Origin of the sequence: Pseudonocardia sp. CA-142604 (genome assembly GCF_050948475.1) — a bacterium.
Taxonomy (GTDB): domain Bacteria; phylum Actinomycetota; class Actinomycetes; order Mycobacteriales; family Pseudonocardiaceae; genus Pseudonocardia; species Pseudonocardia alaniniphila.
In genome coordinates this window covers 373880-397227 of record NZ_CP192045.1, presented here as the reverse complement: position 1 = coordinate 397227, position 23348 = coordinate 373880, and the positions used below count along the sequence as shown (strand labels likewise).

At 68.1% G+C, this 23348-nt stretch carries 18 protein-coding genes; 13 read left to right on the top strand and 5 right to left on the bottom strand.

Annotated elements, in window-relative coordinates; genetic code table 11:
* Positions 1 to 107: 107 nt before the first annotated feature.
* The gene (locus tag ACQPZQ_RS01905; protein WP_241041840.1) at positions 108 to 848 is read left to right on the top strand and encodes a GntR family transcriptional regulator; all 741 of its coding nucleotides are present in this window, start codon (positions 108 to 110) and stop codon (positions 846 to 848) included.
* 249 nt (positions 849 to 1097) lie between these two features.
* Positions 1098 to 1289 (top strand): hypothetical protein, encoded by a 192-nt coding sequence (locus ACQPZQ_RS01900; protein WP_433291362.1) that lies wholly within the window; start codon positions 1098 to 1100, stop codon positions 1287 to 1289.
* Positions 1290 to 1362: 73 nt separating this feature from the next.
* Here ACQPZQ_RS01900 and ACQPZQ_RS01895 read toward each other — a convergent pair whose 3' ends face one another.
* A complete protein-coding gene (locus tag ACQPZQ_RS01895; RefSeq protein ID WP_433291360.1) occupies positions 1363 to 2754 on the bottom strand; it encodes an MFS transporter in 1392 nt (463 codons plus the stop codon).
* Positions 2755 to 2891: 137 nt separating this feature from the next.
* Here ACQPZQ_RS01895 and sucC point away from each other — a divergent pair, with 137 nt between their 5' ends.
* The 5 genes from sucC (at position 2892) to ACQPZQ_RS01870 (ending at position 7780) form a co-directional block, all read left to right on the top strand.
* Positions 2892 to 4064, top strand: coding sequence for an ADP-forming succinate--CoA ligase subunit beta (gene sucC, locus ACQPZQ_RS01890; protein WP_433291358.1), 1173 nt, complete (start codon positions 2892 to 2894; stop codon positions 4062 to 4064).
* Between the two features lie 3 nt (positions 4065 to 4067).
* Positions 4068 to 4955 (top strand): succinate--CoA ligase subunit alpha, encoded by an 888-nt coding sequence (gene sucD, locus ACQPZQ_RS01885; RefSeq protein WP_433291356.1) that lies wholly within the window; start codon positions 4068 to 4070, stop codon positions 4953 to 4955.
* A gap of 64 nt (positions 4956 to 5019) precedes the next feature.
* Positions 5020 to 5877 (top strand): hydroxypyruvate isomerase family protein, encoded by an 858-nt coding sequence (locus ACQPZQ_RS01880; protein ID WP_433291354.1) that lies wholly within the window; start codon positions 5020 to 5022, stop codon positions 5875 to 5877.
* Positions 5874 to 6086, top strand: a complete 213-nt coding sequence (locus ACQPZQ_RS01875) for an NAD(P)-binding domain-containing protein (protein ID WP_433291352.1) — start codon at positions 5874 to 5876, stop codon at positions 6084 to 6086. The genes ACQPZQ_RS01880 and ACQPZQ_RS01875 overlap by 4 nt, the downstream gene beginning before the upstream one ends.
* A gap of 35 nt (positions 6087 to 6121) precedes the next feature.
* On the top strand, positions 6122 to 7780 hold the full coding sequence (locus ACQPZQ_RS01870; protein ID WP_433298954.1) for a thiamine pyrophosphate-binding protein: 1659 nt from the start codon (positions 6122 to 6124) through the stop codon (positions 7778 to 7780).
* Positions 7781 to 7998: 218 nt separating this feature from the next.
* Here ACQPZQ_RS01870 and ACQPZQ_RS01865 read toward each other — a convergent pair whose 3' ends face one another.
* Positions 7999 to 8976, bottom strand: coding sequence for a 2-dehydropantoate 2-reductase (locus tag ACQPZQ_RS01865; protein ID WP_433291350.1), 978 nt, complete (start codon positions 8974 to 8976; stop codon positions 7999 to 8001).
* Between the two features lie 214 nt (positions 8977 to 9190).
* Between ACQPZQ_RS01865 and ACQPZQ_RS01860 the strand changes: the two genes are divergently transcribed.
* From ACQPZQ_RS01860 to ACQPZQ_RS01835, 6 genes are all read left to right on the top strand, one after another.
* Entirely contained in the window at positions 9191 to 10918 is a 1728-nt protein-coding gene (locus ACQPZQ_RS01860; protein WP_433291348.1) for a thiamine pyrophosphate-binding protein, read from the top strand.
* A 28-nt stretch (positions 10919 to 10946) separates the two neighbouring features.
* The gene (gene frc, locus ACQPZQ_RS01855; protein ID WP_241040541.1) at positions 10947 to 12173 is read left to right on the top strand and encodes a formyl-CoA transferase; all 1227 of its coding nucleotides are present in this window, start codon (positions 10947 to 10949) and stop codon (positions 12171 to 12173) included.
* A 2-nt stretch (positions 12174 to 12175) separates the two neighbouring features.
* Complete coding sequence (locus tag ACQPZQ_RS01850; RefSeq protein ID WP_433291346.1) at positions 12176 to 14320, top strand: acetate--CoA ligase family protein; 2145 nt, start codon at positions 12176 to 12178, stop codon at positions 14318 to 14320.
* 307 nt (positions 14321 to 14627) lie between these two features.
* Entirely contained in the window at positions 14628 to 16034 is a 1407-nt protein-coding gene (locus tag ACQPZQ_RS01845) for an Nramp family divalent metal transporter (RefSeq protein ID WP_433291344.1), read from the top strand.
* Between the two features lies 1 nt (position 16035).
* A complete protein-coding gene (locus ACQPZQ_RS01840) occupies positions 16036 to 16638 on the top strand; it encodes a hypothetical protein (protein WP_433291342.1) in 603 nt (200 codons plus the stop codon).
* 87 nt (positions 16639 to 16725) lie between these two features.
* On the top strand, positions 16726 to 17760 hold the full coding sequence (locus ACQPZQ_RS01835) for a TerC family protein (RefSeq protein ID WP_433291340.1): 1035 nt from the start codon (positions 16726 to 16728) through the stop codon (positions 17758 to 17760).
* A gap of 85 nt (positions 17761 to 17845) precedes the next feature.
* On the opposite strand, the gene ACQPZQ_RS01830 is transcribed toward ACQPZQ_RS01835, so the two are convergent.
* The 3 genes from ACQPZQ_RS01830 to acs all read right to left on the bottom strand — a co-directional run bounded on the left by ACQPZQ_RS01830 (position 17846) and on the right by acs (position 23199).
* The gene (locus ACQPZQ_RS01830) at positions 17846 to 18385 is read right to left on the bottom strand and encodes a beta-class carbonic anhydrase (protein ID WP_433291338.1); all 540 of its coding nucleotides are present in this window, start codon (positions 18383 to 18385) and stop codon (positions 17846 to 17848) included.
* Positions 18386 to 18564: 179 nt separating this feature from the next.
* Positions 18565 to 19956, bottom strand: a complete 1392-nt coding sequence (locus ACQPZQ_RS01825; RefSeq protein WP_433291336.1) for an OFA family MFS transporter — start codon at positions 19954 to 19956, stop codon at positions 18565 to 18567.
* 1260 nt (positions 19957 to 21216) lie between these two features.
* Positions 21217 to 23199 (bottom strand): acetate--CoA ligase, encoded by a 1983-nt coding sequence (gene acs, locus ACQPZQ_RS01820; protein ID WP_433291334.1) that lies wholly within the window; start codon positions 23197 to 23199, stop codon positions 21217 to 21219.
* Between the last annotated feature and the right edge of the window lie 149 nt (positions 23200 to 23348).

Here is a 23348-nt window from a genome sequence, read left to right as displayed (position 1 = left end):
GTAGTGCGACAAAGTACCGCGGCACTTTGTATGCTGTAAGCAGTCGACCGGACAGGAGTGCCCCCGCAAGGGACCGGATCGACTCACCGTCCCACCTGGAGTCCACGATGTCACTGTCCGAGACGCAGCCCGACGCCGCCGGTGCACGACGTATCGCCCGGCCTGTCCCGCTCCGCGAGAGCGTGTACAGCGCGATTCTGGACATGATCGTCAGCCGGAATCTCCAGCCAGGCCAGCACCTGGTCGAGAGTGAGCTCGCGCTGATGCTGGGAGTCTCCCGGCAGCCGGTGCGTGAGGCGCTCCAGTGGCTCAAGAACGATGGTTGGGTCGACCTCCGGCCCGGCCTGGGCGCGTACGTCCACACGCCGACCGTCGAGGAGGCGGATCAGCTTCTGGCCGTACGCAGGCTGCTGGAGACCGAGTCCGCCCGGTTGGCCGCGCAGCACGCCACGGAAGAAGGCGTCGAGCACCTGCGGGAGCTGTGCCGCCAGGGATTCGCGGCGCTCGAGGCCGAGGATGTCGCCACCATGGTGGCCCTCAACGCCGAGCTGCACGCCACGGTCATGCGGCTCTCGCGCAACGACGTGCTGGTCGAGCTCGCGAGCCAGGTCGACCGCAGGGTGCGCTGGTACTACACGCCTGTGGCACGCCACCGTGGCGCGCAGAGCTGGACCGAGCACTCGGCACTGATCGACGCGATCGCCGCAGGCGACGGGGATCGCGCAGGCGAGGTCATGCACGCGCACACCGAGCACACGCGCCTGTCGTACCTCGAGCAGCAGAACCTCGAGAAGTCCGGCGCCGACGCCGGATCGCCCGCACGCCCGATCACGGGTCGCCGGCCCTAGGCCGCAGCCCGCACCACACCTTCTCCCGTCGACGCCGACGGGCTCACCGTCGACGACCAGCAGCAGTTCGTCGACGTCCAGATCTGACGTCCAGATCTACTGCGCCCCGCGCTCCAGAACCGGGCAGCGGGGATGCCCCTTCACGCGCAGAGCCGCGCGCTACCTGCTCGCCGTACCGACGGCGCAGCCGTGGCCAGGCCGCATACCTCGGCCGCGGAATGGGAACACTCAGTAACAGAGGTGATACGAATGAACACGTTCCGGAAGATCGTCGACGCCCTATCCACGATGCCGCGCGGCTTCAACGCCGACGGACGGGCGCTCGGCCTCGGGCTGGACGCCGCACTGAAGGCCCACCGGGCAGCCGGTGCAGACGTGCAGCCGCTCCGCAGCGCGGAGCGGCCCGTGCACGCCGACACTCCGTTCTCCCGCGCCTCCTGATCGTGGCGCAGCGGCCATCCCTGGGTCGGCTCCCCGCACGGAGCCGACCCAGGGATGGGTGGTAGCCGTAGCCTCAGGTGGCATAGCGCGAGGGGACCGCGCTGTGCTTCGACACCCGTGCTGACGGCAAAGTGCTGGGCAGCCCCGGCCGCTGCAGAGCGCCGGTGGCCCAGGCTGCTCCGAGCGACACGAACGCTGCCACGAGGAACGTGACGGCGAAGCCCCACGAGCTGACCGCGATCGCGGCCAGCCCGACTCCCAGCAGCCCCCCGAGAGCCTTGGCGCTGTAGACGAGGCCGTGCACCTCGAAGGCGCTCTGCTCCCCGAAGTACTCCCTCGCGATGCTGGCGAACAGCGGGTAGAAGCCGCCCCCACCGATGCCGGCAAGCACAGCTGCCAGCACCATCGCGACGCTGGAGTGCGTGCTGGCGGCCAGCGCGAACAGAGTCTGGGCCACTGCCTGCACGAGAAGTACGACGTTGAGCGTCCGGCAGCGCCCGACCCTGTCGGAGATCCCCACCGAGACGGCCCGCCCGGCGCCGTTCACCCCGGCCAGCACACCTGCGGCGAGGGCGATCACACCGATGCCCGCAGGGAAGCCGGAGGCGAAGACCACGACGAACGCCGCGTTGAACAACGAGACCGCTCCGGCGGCGAGCAGGATCACGTACAGAACCGGCATGACGCGCGTGCGCATCGCCTGCATCGCCGAGTACTCGCGCACCGCAGGCGGGTTCTTCCGCCGCCCGGGGTTGACGGTGGCGCCGAGCCCCCACGCACGCGGGTCGACCTCCGCGGGCCACCAGCGGGCCGGTGGGTCGCGGAAGTACATCCCGGCGCCCGCCACCACCGCGAACATCACGGCCGCCGCCACGTCGAAGACCGGCGTGATGTTGCCGGCGTGGAGTCCGACCACAGCGGCGATGATGAAGGGCACGGAGCCGTACGCGAAGACCCCGGTCACCCGGCTGACCCGCAGGGCCATGCGCTCCGGGTACCACTTGGCCACCGCGGACGTGCACGCCGCGTAGACGAGGCCCGCACCCGTGCCCCCGAGCACCGAGTAGCCCAGCAACGCGGCAGCCAGGCTGGTGGTGTGCGCGAGGGCCACGAGGCCCAGTGCGCTCAGCGCCGCGCCGGCGATCATCACGGCGCGCGGGTCGAGGCGCCTGCGCTCCCGCAGGTAGGCGGTGGGGAAGCCGACGCCTGCCTGGAACACGATCCACACGGCGAGCACCCAGAACGCGCCGACGAGCCCCCAACCGTTGCGCGCCATCAGGGCCGGGACCGCCGCGCCGTAGCCGTACTGCAGCACGCCCACAGCGGCCATCGGGACCCAGGCCATACGTAGCACCGATGATCGAGGCCGGCCGATGAGGTCCACCGGGTCCTCCCCCACCCGGTACCGACGGCCGTACCAGTCGCGCACCTCCTGGAAGGCGGCAGTGCGTTCAGGTGCTCCCACGACGACTCCCCTCCATACTGTATGCCAAATAGTGACCACGACGTGAGCTGGAACACAAGAGCCCTGGACAAAGTCGTTCCATACTGCATACAGTCGACCACTCCGTGACGAGGCCGTCAGACAGGAGATGCCGCAGCGTGGACCTCTACGAGCACCAGGCAAAGGACTTGTTCGAAGGGCATGGCGTCCCGGTGTCCCGCGGCTCTGTCGCGATCACGGCCCATGAGGCCGAAGTCGTGGCCCGCGGCATCGGGGGCGCCGTTGTCATCAAGGCGCAGGTGAAGACCGGTGGCCGGGGCAAAGCGGGCGGCGTCAAGCTCGCGAAGACGCCGGAAGAGGCCAATGAGAAGGCCGCGGCGATCCTGGGCATGGACATCAAGGGCCACACCGTGCACCGCGTGCTGGTGGCCGAGGCGTCCCAGATCGCGCAGGAGTACTACGTCTCGTTCCTGCTCGACCGCGCCAACCGCACCTTCCTCGCCATGGCGAGCGCCGAGGGCGGCATGGAGATCGAGCAGCTCGCCGTGGAGCGCCCCGAGGCGCTCGTGAAGGTGGCCATCGACCCGCTCACCGGCTGCGACGTCGAGAAGGCCCGGGCGATCGTCGACGCGGCCGGGTTCCCCCAGGAGGTGGCGGGCGGCGCCGCCGAGGTCATCGCGAAGCTGTGGGAGACCTTCGTGGCGGAGGACGCCACTCTCGTCGAGGTCAACCCGCTGATCTCCGACGCCTCCGGCGCGGTCATCGCGCTGGACGGGAAGGTCACGCTCGACGAGAACGCCGACTTCCGGCACCCCGACCACGCGGCGCTCGTCGACCAGACCACGGAGAACCCGCTGGAGGCGAAGGCCAAGGCCAAGGGCCTCAACTACGTCAAGCTCGACAAGGGCCAGGTCGGGATCATCGGTAACGGTGCCGGTCTCGTGATGTCCACGTTGGACGTCGTGGCGTACGCCGGTGAGAAGCACGGCGGCGTGAAGCCGGCCAACTTCCTCGACATCGGCGGCGGCGCGTCCGCGCAGGTGATGGCCGACGGGCTGAACGTCATCCTCGGCGACCCCGACGTGCGGTCGGTGTTCGTCAACGTCTTCGGTGGCATCACGGCCTGCGACGCCGTGGCCAACGGCATCGTCGAGGCGCTGAAGATCCTCGGCGACTCGGCGACCAAGCCGCTGGTCGTGCGGCTGGACGGCAACAACGTGCTCGAGGGCCGCCGGATCCTCGACGAGGCGAACCACCCACTGGTCACCCAGGTGGACACGATGGACAACGCGGCCGACCGGGCCGCCGAGCTTGCGGCTGCGGGGGTCTGAGCCATGTCGATTTTCCTGAACGAGAACAGCAAGGTCATCGTGCAGGGCATCACCGGCGGTGAGGGCACCAAGCACACCGCGAAGATGCTGGCCGCGGGCACGAACATCGTCGGTGGCGTGAACGCGCGCAAGGCCGGCACCAGCGTGTCGATCGGTGGCAAGGACCTCACCGTGTTCGGCACGGTCGAGGAGGCCATGAAGGAGACCGGCGCCGATGTCAGCGTCGTGTTCGTCCCCCCGCGGTTCGCCAAGGACGCGGTGATCGAGGCGATCGACGCCGAGATCGGCCTCGCGGTCGTCATCACCGAGGGCATCCCGGTACACGACTCGGCCTACTTCTGGGCACACGCGGTAGCGAAGGGCAACCACACCCGGATCATCGGCCCGAACTGCCCCGGGATCATCAGCCCCGGCCGTTCCAACGCGGGCATCATCCCGGCCGACATCGCAGGCGAGGGCCCCATCGGGCTCGTGTCGAAGTCGGGCACGTTGACCTATCAGATGATGTACGAGCTGCGGGAGATCGGTTTCTCCACCGCGATCGGTATCGGTGGTGACCCGGTGATCGGCACCACCCACATCGACGCGCTGGCCGCGTTCGAGGCCGACCCCGACACCGCCGCGATCGTGATGATCGGCGAGATCGGCGGCGACGCCGAGGAGCGGGCGGCCGACTTCATCAAGGCCAACGTGCGCAAGCCCGTGGTCGGCTACGTCGCGGGCTTCACCGCCCCGGAGGGCAAGACCATGGGCCACGCCGGCGCCATCGTGTCCGGCTCCGCCGGCACCGCGCAGGCCAAGAAGGAGGCCTTGGAGGCCGCGGGCGTCAAGGTCGGCAAGACCCCCAGCGAGACCGCGGCACTCATGCGGGAGCTCATCAAGGCGCACTAGCTCCCAGGCCTGCCGGAGCCGATCTCCGTCCTCGCCACGTCCGTCGACTCCGGGAGGAGCCCCTATGCCCGACGCCGCCCAGATGGCATTGCGTTACGACGTCAATCTGTCCATCTTGTTCACCGAGCTACCGCTGCTGCAGCGACCCGCTGCCGCCGCGGCAGCCGGGTTCGACGCCGTTGAGCTGTGGTGGCCCTTCCCGGAGCCGGTGCCGTCCGATCGGGATCTCGACCAGCTGCGTGACGCGATTCTCGACTCGGGCACGCGGCTGGTCAGCCTGAACTTCGACGCGGGCAACATGGCAGCAGGAGAGCGGGGGCTCCTCTCCCGGCCCACCGACAGCGAGCGCTTCCGTGCGAACATCGACGTGACCGTCGGCTTCGCAGCCTCGCTCGGATGCACCGTGCTCAACGCCCTGTACGGAAACTGGGACCCCGAGTCGAGCGTGCCCGAGCAGCGCGAGATCGCGACGGAGAACCTCGTGATCGCCGCGCGCTCCGCCGAGCGGGCAGGGGCCACCATCGTGATCGAGGCACTCAACAACATCGAGAGCCCCGGCTACCCGATCACCTCCTCGCACGAGGCGCTGGACCTGATCGAGTACCTGCGGGTCATCCACGACGTGCCGAACATCGCGTTCCTCGCCGATCTGTACCACCTCGCCCGCATGGGCGAGCCGGTCGAGCAGCTCATCGAGCGGCGCGCCGACCGGTTCGGTCACGTCCAGATCGCCGACCCACCCGGCCGGGGCCAGCCGGGCACGGGCAACCTCGACTGGCCCACCGTGCTCGACCGGCTGGCCGAAAGTGAGTACCGCGGCTACGTCGGACTCGAGTACAAGCCGGTGGGGCCGAGCGCCGACAGCTTCGACTGGCTCCCCCGGCACCTCCGGTCCGCCGCCGCCGTCGAGGAGTCCGTGTGACACAAACCGTCGGGATCGTCGGCCTCGGGATCAGGGCCGCCGTCACGACCGACGCCGATGCCGTCATCACGCGGCTGCCGGACTCGTCACACGGGGAAGAGGTCGTTCTCGGGCCCGGTGGGGTGCCCGAGAACGCCGAGCCCGGACTGCTGTTGATCGACACGAGCACGATCCGGCCCGACTCCTCGGTGAAGGTGGCGCAAGGCTAGCGATGGCAACCACCGCGAGCAGGGTCGTGCCCTGCATGGAGGCGGTGGCGGTAGTCATGGCGTCGGAGGGTGTCGACACCGTCTTCGGCATCCCCGGCGCCACGGTCCTGCCGCTGTACGCGGCGCTGCGGAACAGCGGGATCAAGCACCTGACGGTGCGCCACGAGGCAGGCGGCACGCACGCCGCCGACGGGTGGGCACGAGCCACCGGCAAGGTCGGCGTGACGATCGGTACGTCCGGTCCTGCCGCCACGAACATGATCACCGGCCTCCACACGGCGCTGGCCGACTCCATCCCGATCATCTGCATCACGGGCCAGGCGGAGCACGCCGAGCCGTGCCAGGAGGCGTTCCCGGCCGTCGACATCGTCGAGATCGCCAAGCCTGTGACGAAGTGGGCCGTGCGGCTCACGGAGCCGGCCCAGGCCGCCTGGGTGTTCCGTGAGGCGTTCCGGATCGCCCGCTCGGGCCGTCCGGGCCCGGTGCTCATCGACCTGTCGATCGCCGTGCAGCGCGGCACCTGCCTCTACAACCGCAAGGTCGACGCACCGCTCCCGATCGAGGTGCCGGCGCCACGGGTGCAGCCGATCAACGCGGCCGTGCAGATGCTGGAGGCGGCCGAGCGGCCGATCATCCTCGCCGGCGGCGGGGTCATCGGCGCAGAGGCGTCGGACGAGCTGCGCCAGCTCGCTGAGTACCTCCAGGTGCCTGTGCAGGTCACGCTGATGGGCAAGGGATCGTTCCCGGAGAACCACCCGCTGTTCGCCGGTATGGCGGGGCTGCAGACGCAGGCCCGCTGGGGCAACGCCCCGTTCCTCGAGAGCGACCTCGTGCTCGCGGTCGGAGTGCGGTTCTGCGACCGGCACACCGGCGACCTGCAGACCTACCGGCACGGACGGAAGTTCGTCCACGTCGACATCGAGCCGACGCAGATCGGCAAGGTGTTCGAGCCGGACCTGGGGATCGTCGGGCACGCCAAGCCGACCTTGGCCGCCATGCGTGACCACGCCCGGCGCTCGTCGCCGCAGCACGCGCCCGGGGTGTGGGTGGAACGGGTGGCGCACCTGCGTGCCACCCTGCGACGCCCGGACGACGTCGACGTCGACGTCGACGTCGTGCCGATCAAGCCCTCGCGTGTGTTCCGGGAGATCGACCGGTCGTTCGGACCCGACACCGCATTCGTCACTGCGATCGGTCTTCACGAGATCTGGTCCGGCCAGTTCCAGCAGACGTTCAAACCGCGCCGTCACATCGTGTGCGGTCAGCCCGGCCGACTCGGCTGGGAGGTGCCAGCCGCGATCGGCGTCAAGAGTGCGCTACCGGACAAGCAGGTTGTCGCCGTGGTCGGCGACCATTCCTTCCAGTTCCTGATGGAAGAGATCGCCGTCGCCGCCCAGCACAAGATTCCGTTCGTCATCGTCATGGTCAACAACGCCGTCGATCTGCATCACGGCGAGGGCGGAATCGACCACGTCACGCTCATGGATGCCTTCGGCTGCCCGGCGCGACGCATCGAGCAGCCCGGCGACATCGCCGATGCGCTGAGCTGGGCGACGCTCGAGTCGGAGGCTCAGCAGCTGCCGGTCCTCGTCGAGCTCATGGTGGAACGCGAGGTCGACGCCGCGACGGGCACGTCCCTGAACGCCGTCGACGAGCTCGAGCCGGCGTCCGAGCTGGTGCCACTGGCCGACTGAGGCCCCCGGACGCAGAACGGCCCCCTCGTCCGGCAGGACCGGCGAAGGGGGCCGTCTCGCATATTCAGGGCCTCGCAACGTGCACGCCGGCCGCCCGGAATACAGAAACGGCACCCCCGTCGACTCGATCGGGAGTGCCGTTCGTGCGGTTCGGGCCCGGAGACGCGCCGGCCGCCGGCAGGCTGTTCACCCGCCGACGGCCTCTGGGCGTGGACCTGTCAGGACGCCGCGGCCACCTGCTGGTTGAGCAGGTCGGCCACAGCGGTGATCGCCCGAAGAGTGGGGACCTCGGCGCCGGTGAGATCGGCGAGCTCCACCACGGCGGTCAGGAGCACGTCGAGCTCCATCGGGCGTCCACGCTCCAGGTCCTGAAGCGTGGAGGTCTTGTGCTCGCCGGTGCGCTCGGCGCCGGCGAGACGCTTCTCCACGGAGATCTCGGGGTAGCTGCCCACCCGGTGGGCGACCTCGAGGGTCTCCTCCATCATCTGGGCCACAAGGGCGCGAGTGCCCTGGTGGCGGCAGATCCCGGCCATCGTCGCCCTGGTGAGCGCGCTGAGCGGGTTGAAGGCGATGTTGCCCATCAACTTGATCCAGATGTCGCAACGCAGGTCGGCCTCGACCGGACACTTGAGTCCGCCGGCCACCATCGCCTCGGCGAACTCCGTGCAGCGTGTGGAGATGCTGCCGTCCGGCTCCCCGATGGAGAACCGCGTGCCCTCCAGATGCCGTACGACGCCGGGAGCTTCGATCTCCGTGGCGGCGTAGACCACGCAACCGATGGCCCGATCCAGGTCGAGCGCGGCCGTGACCGCACCGCCCGGGTCGACACTCTCGATGCGGTGGCCCTCGAACTGCCCGGGAAGGCGGTGGAAGTACCACCACGGGATCCCGTTCTGAGCGGCGATGATGCTGGTGCTGTCGTGCAGCAACGGCTTGATCATGGGGCCGGCCGCTGCGTAGGCGTTGGCCTTGAACCCCAGGAACACGTGGTCGACGGGCCCGATCTCGCCGGGATCGTCCGTTGCGTGGGGATGGGCGGTGAAGTCACCGCGGGGACTCAGTACCTGGACTCCGTTGGCTCGGAGCGCTTTGAGGTGCTCGCCGCGGGCGACCAGGTGCACATCGACACCCGCCCGACTGAGGCTCGCTCCTACATACGCACCGATCGCACCGGCACCCAGCACAGCAACCTTCACGTCGAGCTCCCGTCCTCGGCGACTGTGCATTCAGTATGCAGTATGGAACCGCGACGTCAAGACGGAACAGGACGGACATACAGGGGTCACGAGGGCTGTCGGGAAACCAACTCTGGACATCCGACGAAGCTAGGAGTACCAAAGCACCCATACCGTATGCAGTATGGAACTAGCCGCTGGCCGAGTGGCGACGACTACGAGGAGGTGCATCGCCATGACGCAGACGATCCCCGCGAGCGCTCAACGCCACGGGGTGAGCGATGCGGCGATCGCACCCGAGACGATCTCCGGCGGCCACCTGGTCGCGAAGGCACTCAAGGCCGAGGGCGTGGATACGGTCTACACCCTCTGCGGCGGTCACATTATCGACATCTACGACGGCTGTGTCGATGAGGGCATCGAGGTCATCGATGTACGTCACGAGCAGGTTGCGGCCCACGCCGCCGACGGCTATGCGCGCATCACCGGCAAGCCCGGCTGCGCGGTCGTCACTGCCGGCCCGGGCACCAGCGACGCCGTGACCGGCGTCGCCAACGCTCTACGCGCGGAGAGCCCGATGCTGCTCATCGGGGGTCAGGGCGCACTGAGCCAGCACAAGATGGGCTCGCTGCAGGACCTCCCGCACGTCGACATCATGACGCCGATCACGAAGTTCGCCGCCACGGTGCCGGACACGGCCCGCACCGCCGACATGGTGTCGATGGCGTTCCGTGAGTGTTTCAACGGAGCCCCGGGCCCGTCGTTCCTCGAGATCCCGCGCGATGTCCTCGACGCCCACGTGCCCTACGAGCAGGCCCGTCTCCCCAGGCCCGGCTCCTACCGCGCCTCCACGAAGTCCGCGGGCGACCCCGCCGCCGTCGAGCAGCTGGCCGACCTCATCGCGCAGTCCGAGAAGCCGTGCGTCCTGCTGGGCAACCAGGTGTGGACCTGCCGGGCCACCGACGTCGCCATCGAGTTCGTCCGCACGCTCAACATCCCGGCGTTCATGAACGGCGCCGGCCGGGGCACGCTCGCCCCGAAGGACCCGATGCACTTCCAGCTGGCCCGCCGCCATGCGTTCAACGAGGCCGACCTCATCATCATCGTCGGCACGCCGTTCGACTTCCGGATGGCCTACGGCCGGCGGCTCTCCCCCACGGCCAAGGTCGTTCAGATCGACCTGGACTACCGCACGGTCGGCAAGAATCGCGACATCGACCTCGGCCTCGTCGGCGACGTGGGCGCGATCCTGGAGGCCACTACGGCCGCTTCCTCGGGCCGCATCAGCCCCGGCGCGGCCAAGCGGAAGGCCTGGATCGACGAGCTACGGGCGTTCGAGACCGCCGCGTACGAGAAGCGCCTCCCTCGCCAGCGCTCCGACGCCATGCCGATCGACCCGTACCGGCTCGTGCACGAGATCAACGAGTTCCTCACGGAGGACTCGATCTACATCGGCGACGGCGGTGACATCGTCACCTTCTCCGGCCAGGTCGTGCAGCCCAAGTCCCCCGGTCACTGGATGGACCCGGGCCCCCTGGGCACCCTCGGCGTCGGCATCCCCTTCGTGATGGCCGCCAAGCACGCCCGTCCCGACAAGGAGGTCGTCGCCCTCTTCGGCGACGGCGCCTTCAGCCTCACCGGCTGGGACTTCGAGACCCTGGTTCGCTTCAACCTCCCGTTCGTCGGGATCGTCGGCAACAACTCGTCGATGAACCAGATCCGCTACGGGCAGATCCAGAAGTACGGCGAGAACCGGGGCCGCGTGGGCAACACGCTCGGCAACGTCAAATACGACCAGTTCGCCAAGATGCTCGGTGGTCATGGCGAAGAGGTCCGCGACCCCGCCGACATCGCCCCTGCACTCCAGCGAGCCCGCGAGTCGGGCTTGCCGTCCCTCATCAACGTCTGGGTCGACCCGGAGGTCTACGCCCCGGGGACCATGAACCAGACCATGTACAAGTGATCACTGCAGATCCCCGGGGAGTATACGAATGAGCGCACTAGACGGAATCCGCGTTCTCGACATGACCCACGTGCAGTCCGGGCCGTCGGCGACGCAGATCCTCGCCTGGCTCGGCGCCGATGTGGTCAAGCTCGAGGCGCCGACCGGGGACATCACCCGCCAGCAGCTGAGGGATATTCCGGACGTCGACAGCCTCTACTTCACGATGCTGAACTGCAACAAGCGCAGCATCACGCTCAACATGAAGAGCGAAGAGGGCAAGAAGCTCTTCATCGAGATGGTCCAGAAGTCCGACGTCCTGGTGGAGAACTTCGGCCCGGGCGCGGTCGACCGGATGGGATTCACCTGGGACCGCCTCCAGGAGATCAACCCCCGGCTCGTCTACGCCTCGATCAAGGGCTTCGGCGAGGGTCCCTACACCCACTACAAGGCGTACGAGGTGGTCGCCCAGGCCATGGGCGGCTCGATGGCCACCACCGGGTTCGAGGACGGGCCGCCGCTGGCCACCGGAGCCCAGATCGGTGACTCCGGCACCGGCATGCACGCCGTCGCCGGCATCCTCGCGGCGCTGGTGCAGCGCAACACCACGGGCCGCGGCCAGCGCGTCACCGTGGCGATGCAGCACGCCGTGCTCAACCTGTGCCGCGTGAAGCTGCGCGACCAGCAGCGGCTCGAGCACGGCCCGCTCAACGAGTACCCGAACGAGTCCTTCACCGACGAGGTGCCGCGCTCGGGCAACGCCTCCGGTGGAGGCCAGCCCGGCTGGGCGGTGAAGTGCAGCCCCGGCGGCCCCAACGACTACATCTACGTGATCGTGCAGCCTCCGGGCTGGGCCCCCATCGCCAAGCTCATCGGCCGGCCCGAGCTCGCCGAGGACTCGGAGTGGGCCACTCCTGCGGCGCGGCTGAACAAGCTCGACAAGATGTTCCAGCTGATCGAGGAGTGGTCGTCCCGCCTCTCGAAGTGGGACGCGCTTGCGGAGCTGAACGCTCTGAACGTTCCGTGTGGCCCGATCCTGTCGACCAAGGAGATCATCGAGGACGCCTCCCTCGCCGACAACAACATGGTCGTCACCGTCGACCACCCGGAGCGGGGCGCCTTCAAGACGGTCGGCTGCCCGATCAAGCTGTCCGACTCCCCGGTGAAGGTGGAGACCTCGCCACTGCTCGGGGAGCACAACGAGGACGTGTACGTGCGCGAACTGGGGCTCGCCCCGGAGCGCTTCGCTGAGCTCAAGACGCAAGGAGTGATCTGAATATGGCCAACGAGAGCGTGGCCTACGACAAAGACGCGGTACGCGAGGTCCTGGACAAGGCCCGCGCGGAGGGCCGTGACTCGCTGACCGCCCCCGAGGGTCGCCGCGTGTGCGAGGCCTACGGGATCCCGACCCCCGGCGAGGGTCTCGCCGGCACGGCCGACGAGGCGGTACGGCTGGCCGGAGAGCTCGGCGGCCCGGTCGCCATGAAGATCGTCTCCCCGGACATCCTGCACAAGACCGAGGCAGGCGGCGTCAAGATCGGCATCTCGGGCGACGACGCGGTGCGCGGCGCCTTCGACGAGATCATCGCCAACGCCAAGGCCTACAACGCCGAGGCCGGCATCGACGGCATCCAGGTCCAGCAGATGCTGAGCGGCGGCCAGGAAGTGATCATCGGGGCCACCACGGACCCCACCTTCGGCAAGGTGATCATCTTCGGTCTCGGCGGTGTGCTCGTCGAGGTGCTCAAGGACGTCACGTTCCGGCTCGCGCCGGTCGACCACGCCACCGCGATCTCGATGCTGGACGGCATCAAGGCCGCCGAGATCCTCCGCGGTGTCCGCGGCGGCGAGGCGGTGGACGCCGACGCTCTCGCCGACGTCATCACGCGCCTGTCCGACCTCGTCACCGACTTCCCGCAGATCAGCGAGTTCGACCTGAACCCGGTGTTCGCGCGCCCCGATGGCGCGTCCGCCGCCGACGTGCGGATCCTGCTGGACAACAGCGAGCACGCCGAGCCGGTGCGCTACAGCCAGGAGGAGATCCTGGCCACGATGAGCCGGATGATGCGGCCGAAGGCGGTCGCGGTCATCGGCGCGTCGGCCGAGGACGGCAAGATCGGCAACTCCGTGATGAAGAACCTCATCAACGGGGGCTACGCAGGCGAGATCTACCCCATCAACCCCAAGGCCGACGAGATCCTGGGGCGCAAGGCCTACAAGAACATCGGCGACGTGCCCGGTGACGTCGACGTGGCCGTGTTCACGGTGCCGGCGAAGTTCGTGCCGCAGGCGCTGCGCGAGGTCGGCGAGAAGAACATTCCTGCCGCTGTGCTGATCCCCTCCGGCTTCGCGGAGACGGGCAACCACGAGCTCCAGGACGAGATCGTCAAGATCGCCCGTGAGGGCGGCGTGCGGCTGCTCGGACCGAACATCTACGGCTACTACTACACGCCGCAGGACCTCTGTGCGACGTTCTGCACGCCCTACGACGTCAAGGGCGGTGTCGCCCTCACCTCGCAGTCCGGCGGCATCGGCATGGCGATCCTCGGGTTCAGCCGCACCAGCAAGATGGGTGTCTCGGCGATCGTCGGCCTCGGCAACAAGTCCGACCTGGACGAGGACGACCTGCTCACCTACTTCGAGCAGGACCCCGACACCAACATCGTCGCGATGCACCTCGAGGACCTGAAGGACGGCCGGTCCTTCGTCGAGGCGGCGCAGCGGATCACCAAGAAGAAGCCGGTGGTCGTGCTGAAGGCCGGACGTACGGCGCTGGGTGCCAAGGCGGCCAGCTCGCACACCGGTGCTCTCGCCGGCGACGACAAGGTCTACGACGACATCCTCAAGCAGTCGGGTGTGGTCCGGGCCTACTCGCTCAACGACATGCTGGAGTTCGCCCGGGGCATCCCGGTGCTGCCCACGCCGAAGGGCGAGAACGTCGTCATCATCACCGGTGCCGGCGGTTCGGGCGTGCTGCTCTCCGACGCGGTGGTCGAGAACGGCCTGTCGCTGATGGAGATGCCGAAGGACCTCGACGAGGCCTTCAAGGCGTTCATCCCGCCGTTCGGCGCGTCGGGCAACCCGATCGACATCACCGGTGGGGAGCCGCCCTCGACGTACGAGGCCACGATCCGGCTCGGTCTCGAGGACGACCGGATCCACGCCCTGATCCTCGGCTACTGGCACACGATCGTCACCCCGCCGATGGTCTTCGCCGAGCTCACCGCTCGCGTGGTGGCCGAGGCTCGGGCGAAGGGCATCGAGAAGCCGGTCGTGGCGTCCCTCGCGGGGGACGTCGAGGTCGAGGAAGCCAGCGACTACCTCTACCAGCACGGGGTCGTCGCGTACCCCTACACCACTGAGAAGCCCGTCGCCGTTCTGGGAGCGAAGTACCGCTGGGCCAGGAGCGCCGGACTGATCTGAAAGGTCTTCGGGCCGGCCCTTCCGGGGGCCGGCTCGAACCGGTCACGGCCCCAGCGCCGGACCGGGTACGGGACGGTCGGCCCGGCCGGCGTCCCCTGGGGGATCTCGCCCACCCTCCAGGGACAGCCGGCCGGGCCGACCGTCGCCGCATCGTCACGACAAGGAGGCCATGGCGAGGGGCGATAGGCCGTACGAAGCACCAATCGGAAGGTCCACAAAAGTGACTACAGCAAAACAGCCCGCTAGAACCGGGTACGCAACTGACGCAACCGGCGAACGCGTCTGGCATGCGGGTGGCCTTGAGCCCATGCCCATCCGCAAGCTGCCGGAAGCTCCCCCATCAGTCCACATTCTCGGCCCGACGGTCTTCCTCGTCGCGCTCGGTGTGGGCATGGGCGAGTCCTACATGTGGCCCCGGCTCGTTCTCTTGTTCGGGCCAGAGATCCGCTGGCTGTTCCTTATCGGCGTAACCATCCAGGCCATTGTACTGCTGGAAATGGCCCGGTACGCCATGGCAACCGGTGAGAGCATCTTCACAGGCGCTGCCCGGGTGTTCAAACCGATCATGTGGTTCTTCTTTACCATCGCAATACTTATCTACATCTGGCCCGGTCACCTGTCGGCCGGAGCGTCCGCTTTCGAAGCCGTCACGGGCGTTCCATGGCAGGTTGCCGCGATTGTCGGAATGCTCCTGGTCGGCACGGTGTTCACGCTGGCCAAGTTCATCTACAACCTGCTCGAGAGCGTGCTGTCGATCCTGATCGGCACGCTGGTGCTCGGCACCGCGATCATCGCCTCACTCGTGGGTTCGTGGAGCGACCTGGCCAGCACGATCACCGGCATGTTCGCCTTCGGGTACCTGCCTGAGGAGGCCCTCACGGCCGCCTGGTTCCCGGTGGTGGTCGGTGCGATCGCGTTCGCCGGTCCGTCCGGCATGCAGCAGATGTGGTACACGCTGCACCTGCGCGACAAGGGCGCCGGCATGGGCGCGCACATCCCGAAGCTGCGTGGTCTTCGTCACTCCGGCGACGAGGAGATCATGCCGTCGCGCGGCTTCATGTTCGACACGGAGGACGCCGATGAGATGCGCAAGTGGAAGGGCTGGCGCCGCTGGGTGACGTTCGATGCCCTGCTGCTGTTCTGGGGCATCACGATGCTCGTCACGATCTCGTTCACCGTCATCGCGCAGGTGGCAGCCCGGCAGAGCCCGGATGTCGTCAACCTGCTCCGGGACGGCGAGCGGGAAGCAGCTCTCGCGGCGATGTCCTCGTCGATCGCCTCCGTCGGTGTGCCGGCGCTGGGTTCGGTGTTCATGGGCTTCATCGCCCTGATCGGCCTCAACGCCACCCTGGGCCTGTTCGACTCGTTCTCCCGTGGACAGTCGGACATGACCTACCACTTCGTGCCTGGCGCGAAGCGGTTCCGGATGGCACACCTCTACGCCGGCTTCCTCTGGGGCGTGATCCTCTTCGGGATCGTCATCCTCCTCTGGGGCCCGGCCGACGGTCCGGCGGCGATCCTGGACGTCCTGGCGTTCCTCTCCGCGTTCGCCATGGGCGCCTACTGCGTCGTGCTGCTGCTGGTGAACAACAGGTTGTTGCCCAAGCCGATCCGACCGAAACTGTGGACCAACCTGGTGATCGGCTTCGGCGCGGTGTTCTACCTGGGCTCGCTGTTCTACAGCCTGATCCGCTTCGGCGCGGTGCTGGACTGACATGTCCAAGACCAGAGCGCTGCAGCTCGCCGAGCTCGGGGTACCGGGCGCGGCGGTCGGAGCTGCGTCGGGTGCCGTGGTCGGTCTGCTTGCAGCGGCCGTCGGCCATCCCATCGGGTGGGCCGCGGTCGGGGCACTGACCCTCGGTGTTCCGCTCGCACTGCTGGGAGCCGGCTACGGGGCGATCGCGGCCACCGGCTGGTTTCGGCCGGGGGTCTTCGCACCCGTGGCGATCTACTGGATGCTGGGCTTCCCCCTCTCGCGCCTCCTGCACGAGACGGTGACGCCCGCGCTGCTCGGCGGAAGTTTTGCGCCGCCTGGCGACGTTCTGACGTTCCTGGTCTTCCAGGCTCTCGTCAGCATGGGTTACGCGATCGGCTTCATCTGGCTCCACGAGCGGATCGCGCCGCACTGGCTCATGCGCATCCAGGATCACAATCCCGCCGCCCAAGCCTTGTTCGCTGTCTACGTGAAGCAGGCAAGCGCGATGTGGGAGGCGCGGGAGAGCAAGCGCGCCCGGCGCAGCAGCACCGGTCGCGATCGTCCGCGTGCTGCGGCGTCGTCGTCCGGCGTCGCACTGGCGAGGTCCCGACGGTCCTCGTGACCGCAGTGCCGCGGCGGGGCCGGGTCGATCCGGCCACGGTTCCGCCGCGGCACTTCGATCGTCGACCGCCGATTTCCGAGGAGAGAGATGAGTGTTCCGGTCTGGGCCTGGCTCGCGACGATAGGCGCGTTCGTGGCCATCATCGCCTTCGACTTCTATCTGGTCGCCCGCAATCCACGTGATCCGTCGATGCGGGAGTCGACGATCTGGGTCTGTTGTTACGTCGCTCTCGCTGTCATCTTCGGGCTCGGTGTACTGGCCTTCACCGGGCCGCAGTACGGAGGTGAATTCTTCGCCGGCTGGATCACCGAGTACTCGCTTTCGGTGGACAACCTGTTCATCTTCGTCCTGATCATGAGCAGATTCGCCGTGCCCCGCGAGTACCGCCAGAAGGTACTGCTCATCGGGATCGTTCTGGCTCTGCTCCTGCGCGGCATCTTCATTGCGCTCGGCGCCGAGGCCATCTCCCGTTTCGACTGGATGTTCTACCTCTTCGGCGCGTTCCTCATCTACACCGCGTGGAAGCTCATCCGGCATTCCGACGACGACGAGGAGTTCCAGGAGAACCGCGTGCTGCGCGCCGTTCGCCGGGTCGTTCCGTCGACTACCGAGTACCAGGGTGCTTCGCTCACCACCAAGGTCGACGGGCGTCGGCTCGTCACGCCGATGCTCATCGTGATGGTCGCGATCGGCACCACCGACCTGCTCTTCGCGGTCGACTCCATCCCGGCGATCTTCGGGCTCACCCAGGAGCCGTACCTGGTGTTCACCGCCAACGCGTTCGCACTGATGGGCCTGCGGCAGCTGTTCTTCCTCATCGGTGGCCTGCTCGACCGGCTGGTGTACCTGAGCAAGGGCCTCGCGATCATCCTGGCCTTCATCGGCTTCAAGCTGATCTTCGAGGCGATGCACCACCACGGTGTCTCGTGGGCCCCCGAGGTGCCGATCTGGGCGTCGCTGCTGGTCATCGTCGGCACGCTGGCGATCACCACCATCGCGAGCCTCGCGAAGTCCCGCAAGGACTCCGCCGCGGAGAACGCGGCCACCGGCCCCGCCACCGCCAAGGACGGCGACGACCCGGCCGAGGAGGTGCCGGAGCCCACCAGCAAGTCCGCCGGCTGACCCCACAGACGTCCGCTCCCACTGCCCGTCCCGTAACCCGGGGCGGGCAGTTCGGCGTTCGGGGGCGGTCGCTGCGTGCGTCATGTCAGGCCGAGTCCCTGACGCCGGCCAGGCCTGCGGGCTCGTCGCCACCGACCTCGGTGAGGGCGAAGCTCTCGATGTCGAGCACGAAACCGCGGACGACCGTCTCCGGTAGCAGGAACGGATCGCGTCGCAAGCGGTCCACGCCCCGCTGCACGTCCACCGCGGGATCCGTGAAGGCGTACGTCCGCCACAGCGGCCGCATCCCCACCTCCGCCGCGAGCTCCTCCGAGAAGTCGTCGTCGCTGAACGTGGCCATCCCGCACCGGCTGTGGGCCACCACCAGCACCTCACGCGTTCCCAGCTTCCGCTGGCTGACAACGACCGAGCGCACCACGTCGTCGGTCACCACCCCGCCCGCGTTCCGCAGCGTGTGCACCTCACCCAACCCCAGGCCGAACAGGGCCTGGACGTCGATCCGGGTGTCCATGCACGTCACCACGACGGTGCGCAGCGCAGGCACGGCCGCGGCACTCCGAGCGTTCGACGCAGCGAGCCGGGCGCCTCCTGCCTCGTGCCGCCGCAGCAGCTCCTCGCTGCTCATAGCGATACCTGGGGCGCGGGGAGCGCCCCGTGGCGGGCCCTGCACCTCGAGCGATTCACCAGCGATCTCCATTTCGTCTCACACGGGCCGACAGGCCCGGTAGGTCACCGACCGGACCGGGCGAGCCACCGGCAGCACCCGGCAGCTCGCCCGATCCATCCCATCGGCACCGGGTCGGGTCAGGCCCGGCCCCCATCGGCCACCGCGTGGGGAGCGGACGAACCGAGGGCGGAGTTGGACGCCGCGCGCTCTCGTGCGCCGCGACCGGGCTGCCGGAGGAACAGCGAGATCAGTGCAGACAGGAACGCGATGGCACCGGCGATCGTGTACGCCCCGTTGTAGCCCCATGTCGAGACCACCCAGGACGCCACGCCGAGCCCGAAGAGCCCGCTGACCAGCTTGGAGCTGTAGACGAGCCCGTAGTTGGTCGCGTTGTTGTTCTCACCGAAGTAGTCGGGGGTGAGCGAGGCGAACATCGGGAAGAACGCACCGCCACCGATGCCGGCGAGGAAGGCGAAGAAGATGAACAGGAACTCGTTGTGTGTGTCCCCGCCCCAGAGCAGGCCGAACTGCGCGACTCCCTCGACCACCAGCACGATGATGAGCGCCTCCTTGCGCCCGATCTGGTCGGAGAGCCAACCGATGAACGCCCGGCCGAAACCGTTCACGACCGAGAGCACGCCCGCGGAGGACGCGGCGATGAACGGGCCGAAGCCCACTTCCTTGGCGAAGTCGACCTGGTAGCCGATCCCGAACAGCGACACGCCACCGATGATCGCCAGCGCGAACCACATCAGCGGCAGCTGACCGGTCTTGATCGCCTCCATGGGCCCGTACTGCTTCACCGCGGGGGGGTTCTTGGCCAGGCTACGAGCGGACTTGGGGCTCGCTGCCCACTCGAGCGGGTCGACGTCGTGGGGCCACCAGTTCTTGGGCGGGTCCTTGAACAGGAAGCCGCTCACGCCGACGACCACCAGCATGTACACGGCGATGATTGTGAGGACCGGCGTGAAGGTGCTCTCGTCGAACAGGTAGCTGAAGACGAAGATGAAGGGCACGGCGCCGTAGGCGAAGGCGCCGTTGACAAACCCCGTCTTACCGCCCCGCTTCTCGGGGAACCACTTGCCGACCATGTTGATCGAGGTGGCGTACACGAGGCCGGCACCGGTGCCGCCGATCACCGAGTAGAAGAGGAAGTTCAGTACGAGGTTGCCCGTCAGGCCGAGCACGAGGAACGCCGCGAACACCATGACGGCACCGGAGAGCATTGCGGTCCGGGCCGAGACGATGCCCTTCTCGCGGAGCCGTCCGGCCGGGAACGCGACTCCCGCCTGGAATACCGTCCAGATGCTGACCAGCCAGAATGCCTGCCCGAGCGACCAACCGTGTACGTCCTCGAGGGTGCTCTCCGCGGCGCCGTAGCCGTATTCGAAGACGCTGACCCCGAACATGGACGCCCACGGCAACCACATCATCCACTTGCGCGAGCGCCCAAGTATTTGTTCCGCCGGTATCCCGACGCGGTAGACGCGCCCGTTGGAGTCGGTTATTTCACGATCCGCGACAGTCACGTCGTCTCCTTTGACGAGAAGGGAGGATGGACCCGACCACTTGTCGTGTCTTCCATCAATTGGTCGACTGGTAAGCGCCCGAATTCGGGCGCAACCGACCGAGCAGGCAGTACGGCTGGACCGCGCTGCCGCTCCCTTGGTGCTGGTTGTAGGCTCCCGACGGTCCTGTTATGCCGACAGCGTCTTGCTAGCAAAGATGCTGGTAGACCGGCTGACAGGGCGAGGCGTCAGGGAACCGGCAGAGCCACCGCTCGTGGTCGACGGGCGGCGTCGAACGTCCGCAGGACGAACTCGGGGACCAACTGAGGCATGTGACGCATCTCCTCCTGTCGCCGCTGCGGGACTGGTTCACATACTGCATACGGTATGACTCCTTGTCTAGATTTTGTTGTGCCCAAATGGCCCAACGGCACATCTTTTACCCAACATCAAGTTGAACTTGGCAGTCCCTTTACCATAGCTAATTGTCCGAATTAGGCGAGATTCGACTACTTCGTCCCGCAGTTCTGTCACGGAGACCGGACAGAACGGTCCCGAGCACACGGGAAGGCGGTTCACGCCGTGGGCGGCGACCGCAGCAGCGACCGGCGACGGCGACGAGGGCCCGCGAGAGAGGAAGCTCCCGCGGCAGAGTCGGCCTACCGGGCGTAAAGAGGCCTGTGCGAAGCCAGGGCCATGGCGCGCGACAAGGAAGGCTTGAACGCCCGCGGAGCGGCTCACCGGACCGGGCGAGACCGCGCGGACGCCAGCCGAGGCGGCGGCGCCGGCGACGCCCGTGGAGCGAACTACCGCGCCTGACAGAGGCCTATGGAGCAGGGGTGGCCCTGCGGGAACCTCCGCGGAGGGGGCCCATCGAACCGGAGTGACCGGCGAGAGGCGAGGTCAGGCCGCCGCGTGGCGACGTCCGCCGAGCGGGGGCCGGACGAGCCTGGGGAGACTGCCGACGAGAAGCCGGGTCAAGCAGCCAGCAACAACGTCCACGGTGCAAGCCTGACGAGCCCCGGGGGCCGGCGGAAAGCTGTCAGTCCCGCGGCAACACCTGTGGAGCGGCCTTCTGTGCCGGGAGAGCGCGGAGAAGCCAGGCGAAGGCAGCCCACGAGCAGCGTTGCAGGGCAGCCCGCCGGGGCGGGCCAAGCCAAGGATCGAGGCTACGAGCGGCACTGTCGTCCGATAGGTCGGGACGGATGTACCGATCGTCCAGAGGGGATGGTCGGCGCGGGCCGGCCCGGTGGCGTCACCACCGGGCCGGGCACCGGCCCGTCAGTCCTCCGACTTGCCTTCCTTGAGACCCTCGGAGATGAGGTCCATGACGGAGGAGTCGGCGAGCGTCGTGACGTCCCCGATCTCGCGGTTCTCCGCCACGTCGCGCAGGAGCCTGCGCATGATCTTCCCGGAGCGGGTCTTGGGCAGCTCGTCCACGACCATGATCTGGCGCGGCTTCGCGATGGGCCCGATCTCCTTGGACACGTGGTCACGCAGTGCCTTGATGGCGTCGGCGCCCTTCGCCTCGTCCTGCGCGACGTTGCCCCGCAGGATGACGAACGCGACGATCCCCTGCCCCGTGGTGGGGTCCGACGCACCCACGACCGCCGCCTCGGCCACGGTGGGGTGGCTGACCAGCGCCGACTCCACCTCCGTGGTGGAGATGCGGTGGCCCGACACGTTCATCACGTCATCAACCCGGCCCAGCAGCCAGAACGCGCCATCGTCGTCGTACTTCGCGCCATCGCCGGCGAAGTAGTAGCCCTGGTCGGCGAACCGCGACCAGTAGGTCTCCCGGTAGCGCTCCTCGTCGCCCCAGATGCCCCGCAGCATCGACGGCCACGGCTCGTCGAGCACGAGGTAGCCACCGTTGCCGTGCTCCACCGGCGTGCCACCCTCGTCCACGATCGTGGCGGCGATACCCGGCAGCGGACGCATGGCCGATCCGGGCTTCGTGGCGGTGACACCGGGCAGCGGCGAGATCATGATCGCGCCGGTCTCGGTCTGCCACCACGTGTCGACGATCGGGCAGTTGTTCTGACCGATGTTCTCCCGGTACCACATCCAGGCCTCGGGGTTGATCGGCTCACCCACACTGCCCAGCACGCGCAGCGAGGAGAGGTCGAACTTCTCCGGGATCTCCTTGCCCCACTTCATGAAGGTGCGGATCAGCGTGGGTGCGGTGTAGTAGATCGAGACCCCGTACTTCTGGATGATCTCCCAGTGCCGGCCCTCGTGCGGGGTGTTGGGCGTGCCCTCGTACATCACCGATGTCGCCCGGTTCGCCAACGGGCCGTAGACGATGTAGGTGTGCCCGGTGACCCAGCCGATGTCGGCCGTGCACCAGTAGACGCTCTCCCCCGGCTTGTGGTCGAAGACCACGTTGTGGGTGTAGGCCGCCTGAGTCAGGTATCCACCCGAGGTGTGCAGGATGCCCTTCGGCTTCCCGGTGGTGCCCGAGGTGTAGAGGATGTAGAGCGGGTGCTCGGCGTCGAAGGGCTGGGCCTCGTGCTCGTCGGACTGGCGGTCGACGATGTCGTGCCACCAGATGTCGCGGCCCTCGGTCCAGGGCACATCGGTCTCGGTGCGCTTGACCACCAGCACGTGCTCGACGGACGGCGTGTCCTTGACCGCCTCGTCGGTGTTCTCCTTCATCGGTGCGGGCTTGCCCCGCCGGAACTGCCCGTCCGAGGTGATCAGCAACTTCGCCTGCGCGTCCTCGATCCGCGAGCGCAGCGCCCCCGGCGAGAACCCGCCGAAGACCACGCTGTGCGCCGCGCCCAGCCGCGCACAGGCCAGCATGGCGATCGCGGCCTCGGGGATCATCGGGAGCTGGATCGCGACCCGGTCGCCCTCCCCCACACCCAACTCGGCCAGCGCGTTGGCGGCCTTGCAGACCTCACTCTTGAGATCGGCGTAGGTGATGGTGCGGGTGTCACCGGGCTCGCCCTCCCAGTGGAACGCGACCTGCTCGCCGTGACCGTCCTCGACGTGCCGGTCGACGCAGTTGTAGGCGACGTTGAGCTTGCCCCCCACGAACCACTTCGCAAACGGCGCATCCCACTCCAGGACCCGGTCCCATTTCTGGTGCCAGTGCAACCGGTCGGCCTGCTCGGCCCAGAAAGCGTCGCGGTCGGCCGCGCTCCGGTCGTACCACTCGGCCGTCGCGTTGGCCTGGGCCGCGAACTCCTCGCTCGGAGAGAAGCTCCGACTCTCGGTGGACAGGTTGCTCAGCGTGGCTTGAGTCGATTCGTCGGCCATGAATGCCCTCCCGATAGTGGGCGCCTCACGCCGGGCAGTCATTGCCCGGCTCCTCGTGCGTAGCACGACGCTAGCGGCCTCTCCGAGCCGCCGCATCGCCAGTCTGTCCAGGTCGATCCCGATCTTCCGCCCCGCTCGGCAGCCAGGCA

Bases quoted from the DNA above. Each gene is read 5' to 3' on its own strand.
- ACQPZQ_RS01835 (WP_433291340.1), top strand. From the start codon at position 16,726: ATGAGTGTTCCGGTCTGGGCCTGGCTCGCGACGATAGGCGCGTTCGTG.
- ACQPZQ_RS01905 (WP_241041840.1), top strand. From the start codon at position 108: ATGTCACTGTCCGAGACGCAGCCCGACGCCGCCGGTGCACGACGTATC.
- ACQPZQ_RS01860 (WP_433291348.1), top strand. From the start codon at position 9,191: ATGACGCAGACGATCCCCGCGAGCGCTCAACGCCACGGGGTGAGCGAT.
- ACQPZQ_RS01900 (WP_433291362.1), top strand. From the start codon at position 1,098: ATGAACACGTTCCGGAAGATCGTCGACGCCCTATCCACGATGCCGCGC.
- ACQPZQ_RS01880 (WP_433291354.1), top strand. From the start codon at position 5,020: ATGCCCGACGCCGCCCAGATGGCATTGCGTTACGACGTCAATCTGTCC.
- ACQPZQ_RS01870 (WP_433298954.1), top strand. From the start codon at position 6,122: ATGGAGGCGGTGGCGGTAGTCATGGCGTCGGAGGGTGTCGACACCGTC.
- ACQPZQ_RS01850 (WP_433291346.1), top strand. From the start codon at position 12,176: ATGGCCAACGAGAGCGTGGCCTACGACAAAGACGCGGTACGCGAGGTC.
- ACQPZQ_RS01840 (WP_433291342.1), top strand. From the start codon at position 16,036: ATGTCCAAGACCAGAGCGCTGCAGCTCGCCGAGCTCGGGGTACCGGGC.
- acs (WP_433291334.1), bottom strand. From the start codon at position 23,199: ATGGCCGACGAATCGACTCAAGCCACGCTGAGCAACCTGTCCACCGAG.
- frc (WP_241040541.1), top strand. From the start codon at position 10,947: ATGAGCGCACTAGACGGAATCCGCGTTCTCGACATGACCCACGTGCAG.
- sucD (WP_433291356.1), top strand. From the start codon at position 4,068: ATGTCGATTTTCCTGAACGAGAACAGCAAGGTCATCGTGCAGGGCATC.
- ACQPZQ_RS01845 (WP_433291344.1), top strand. From the start codon at position 14,628: ATGCCCATCCGCAAGCTGCCGGAAGCTCCCCCATCAGTCCACATTCTC.
- ACQPZQ_RS01830 (WP_433291338.1), bottom strand. From the start codon at position 18,385: ATGAGCAGCGAGGAGCTGCTGCGGCGGCACGAGGCAGGAGGCGCCCGG.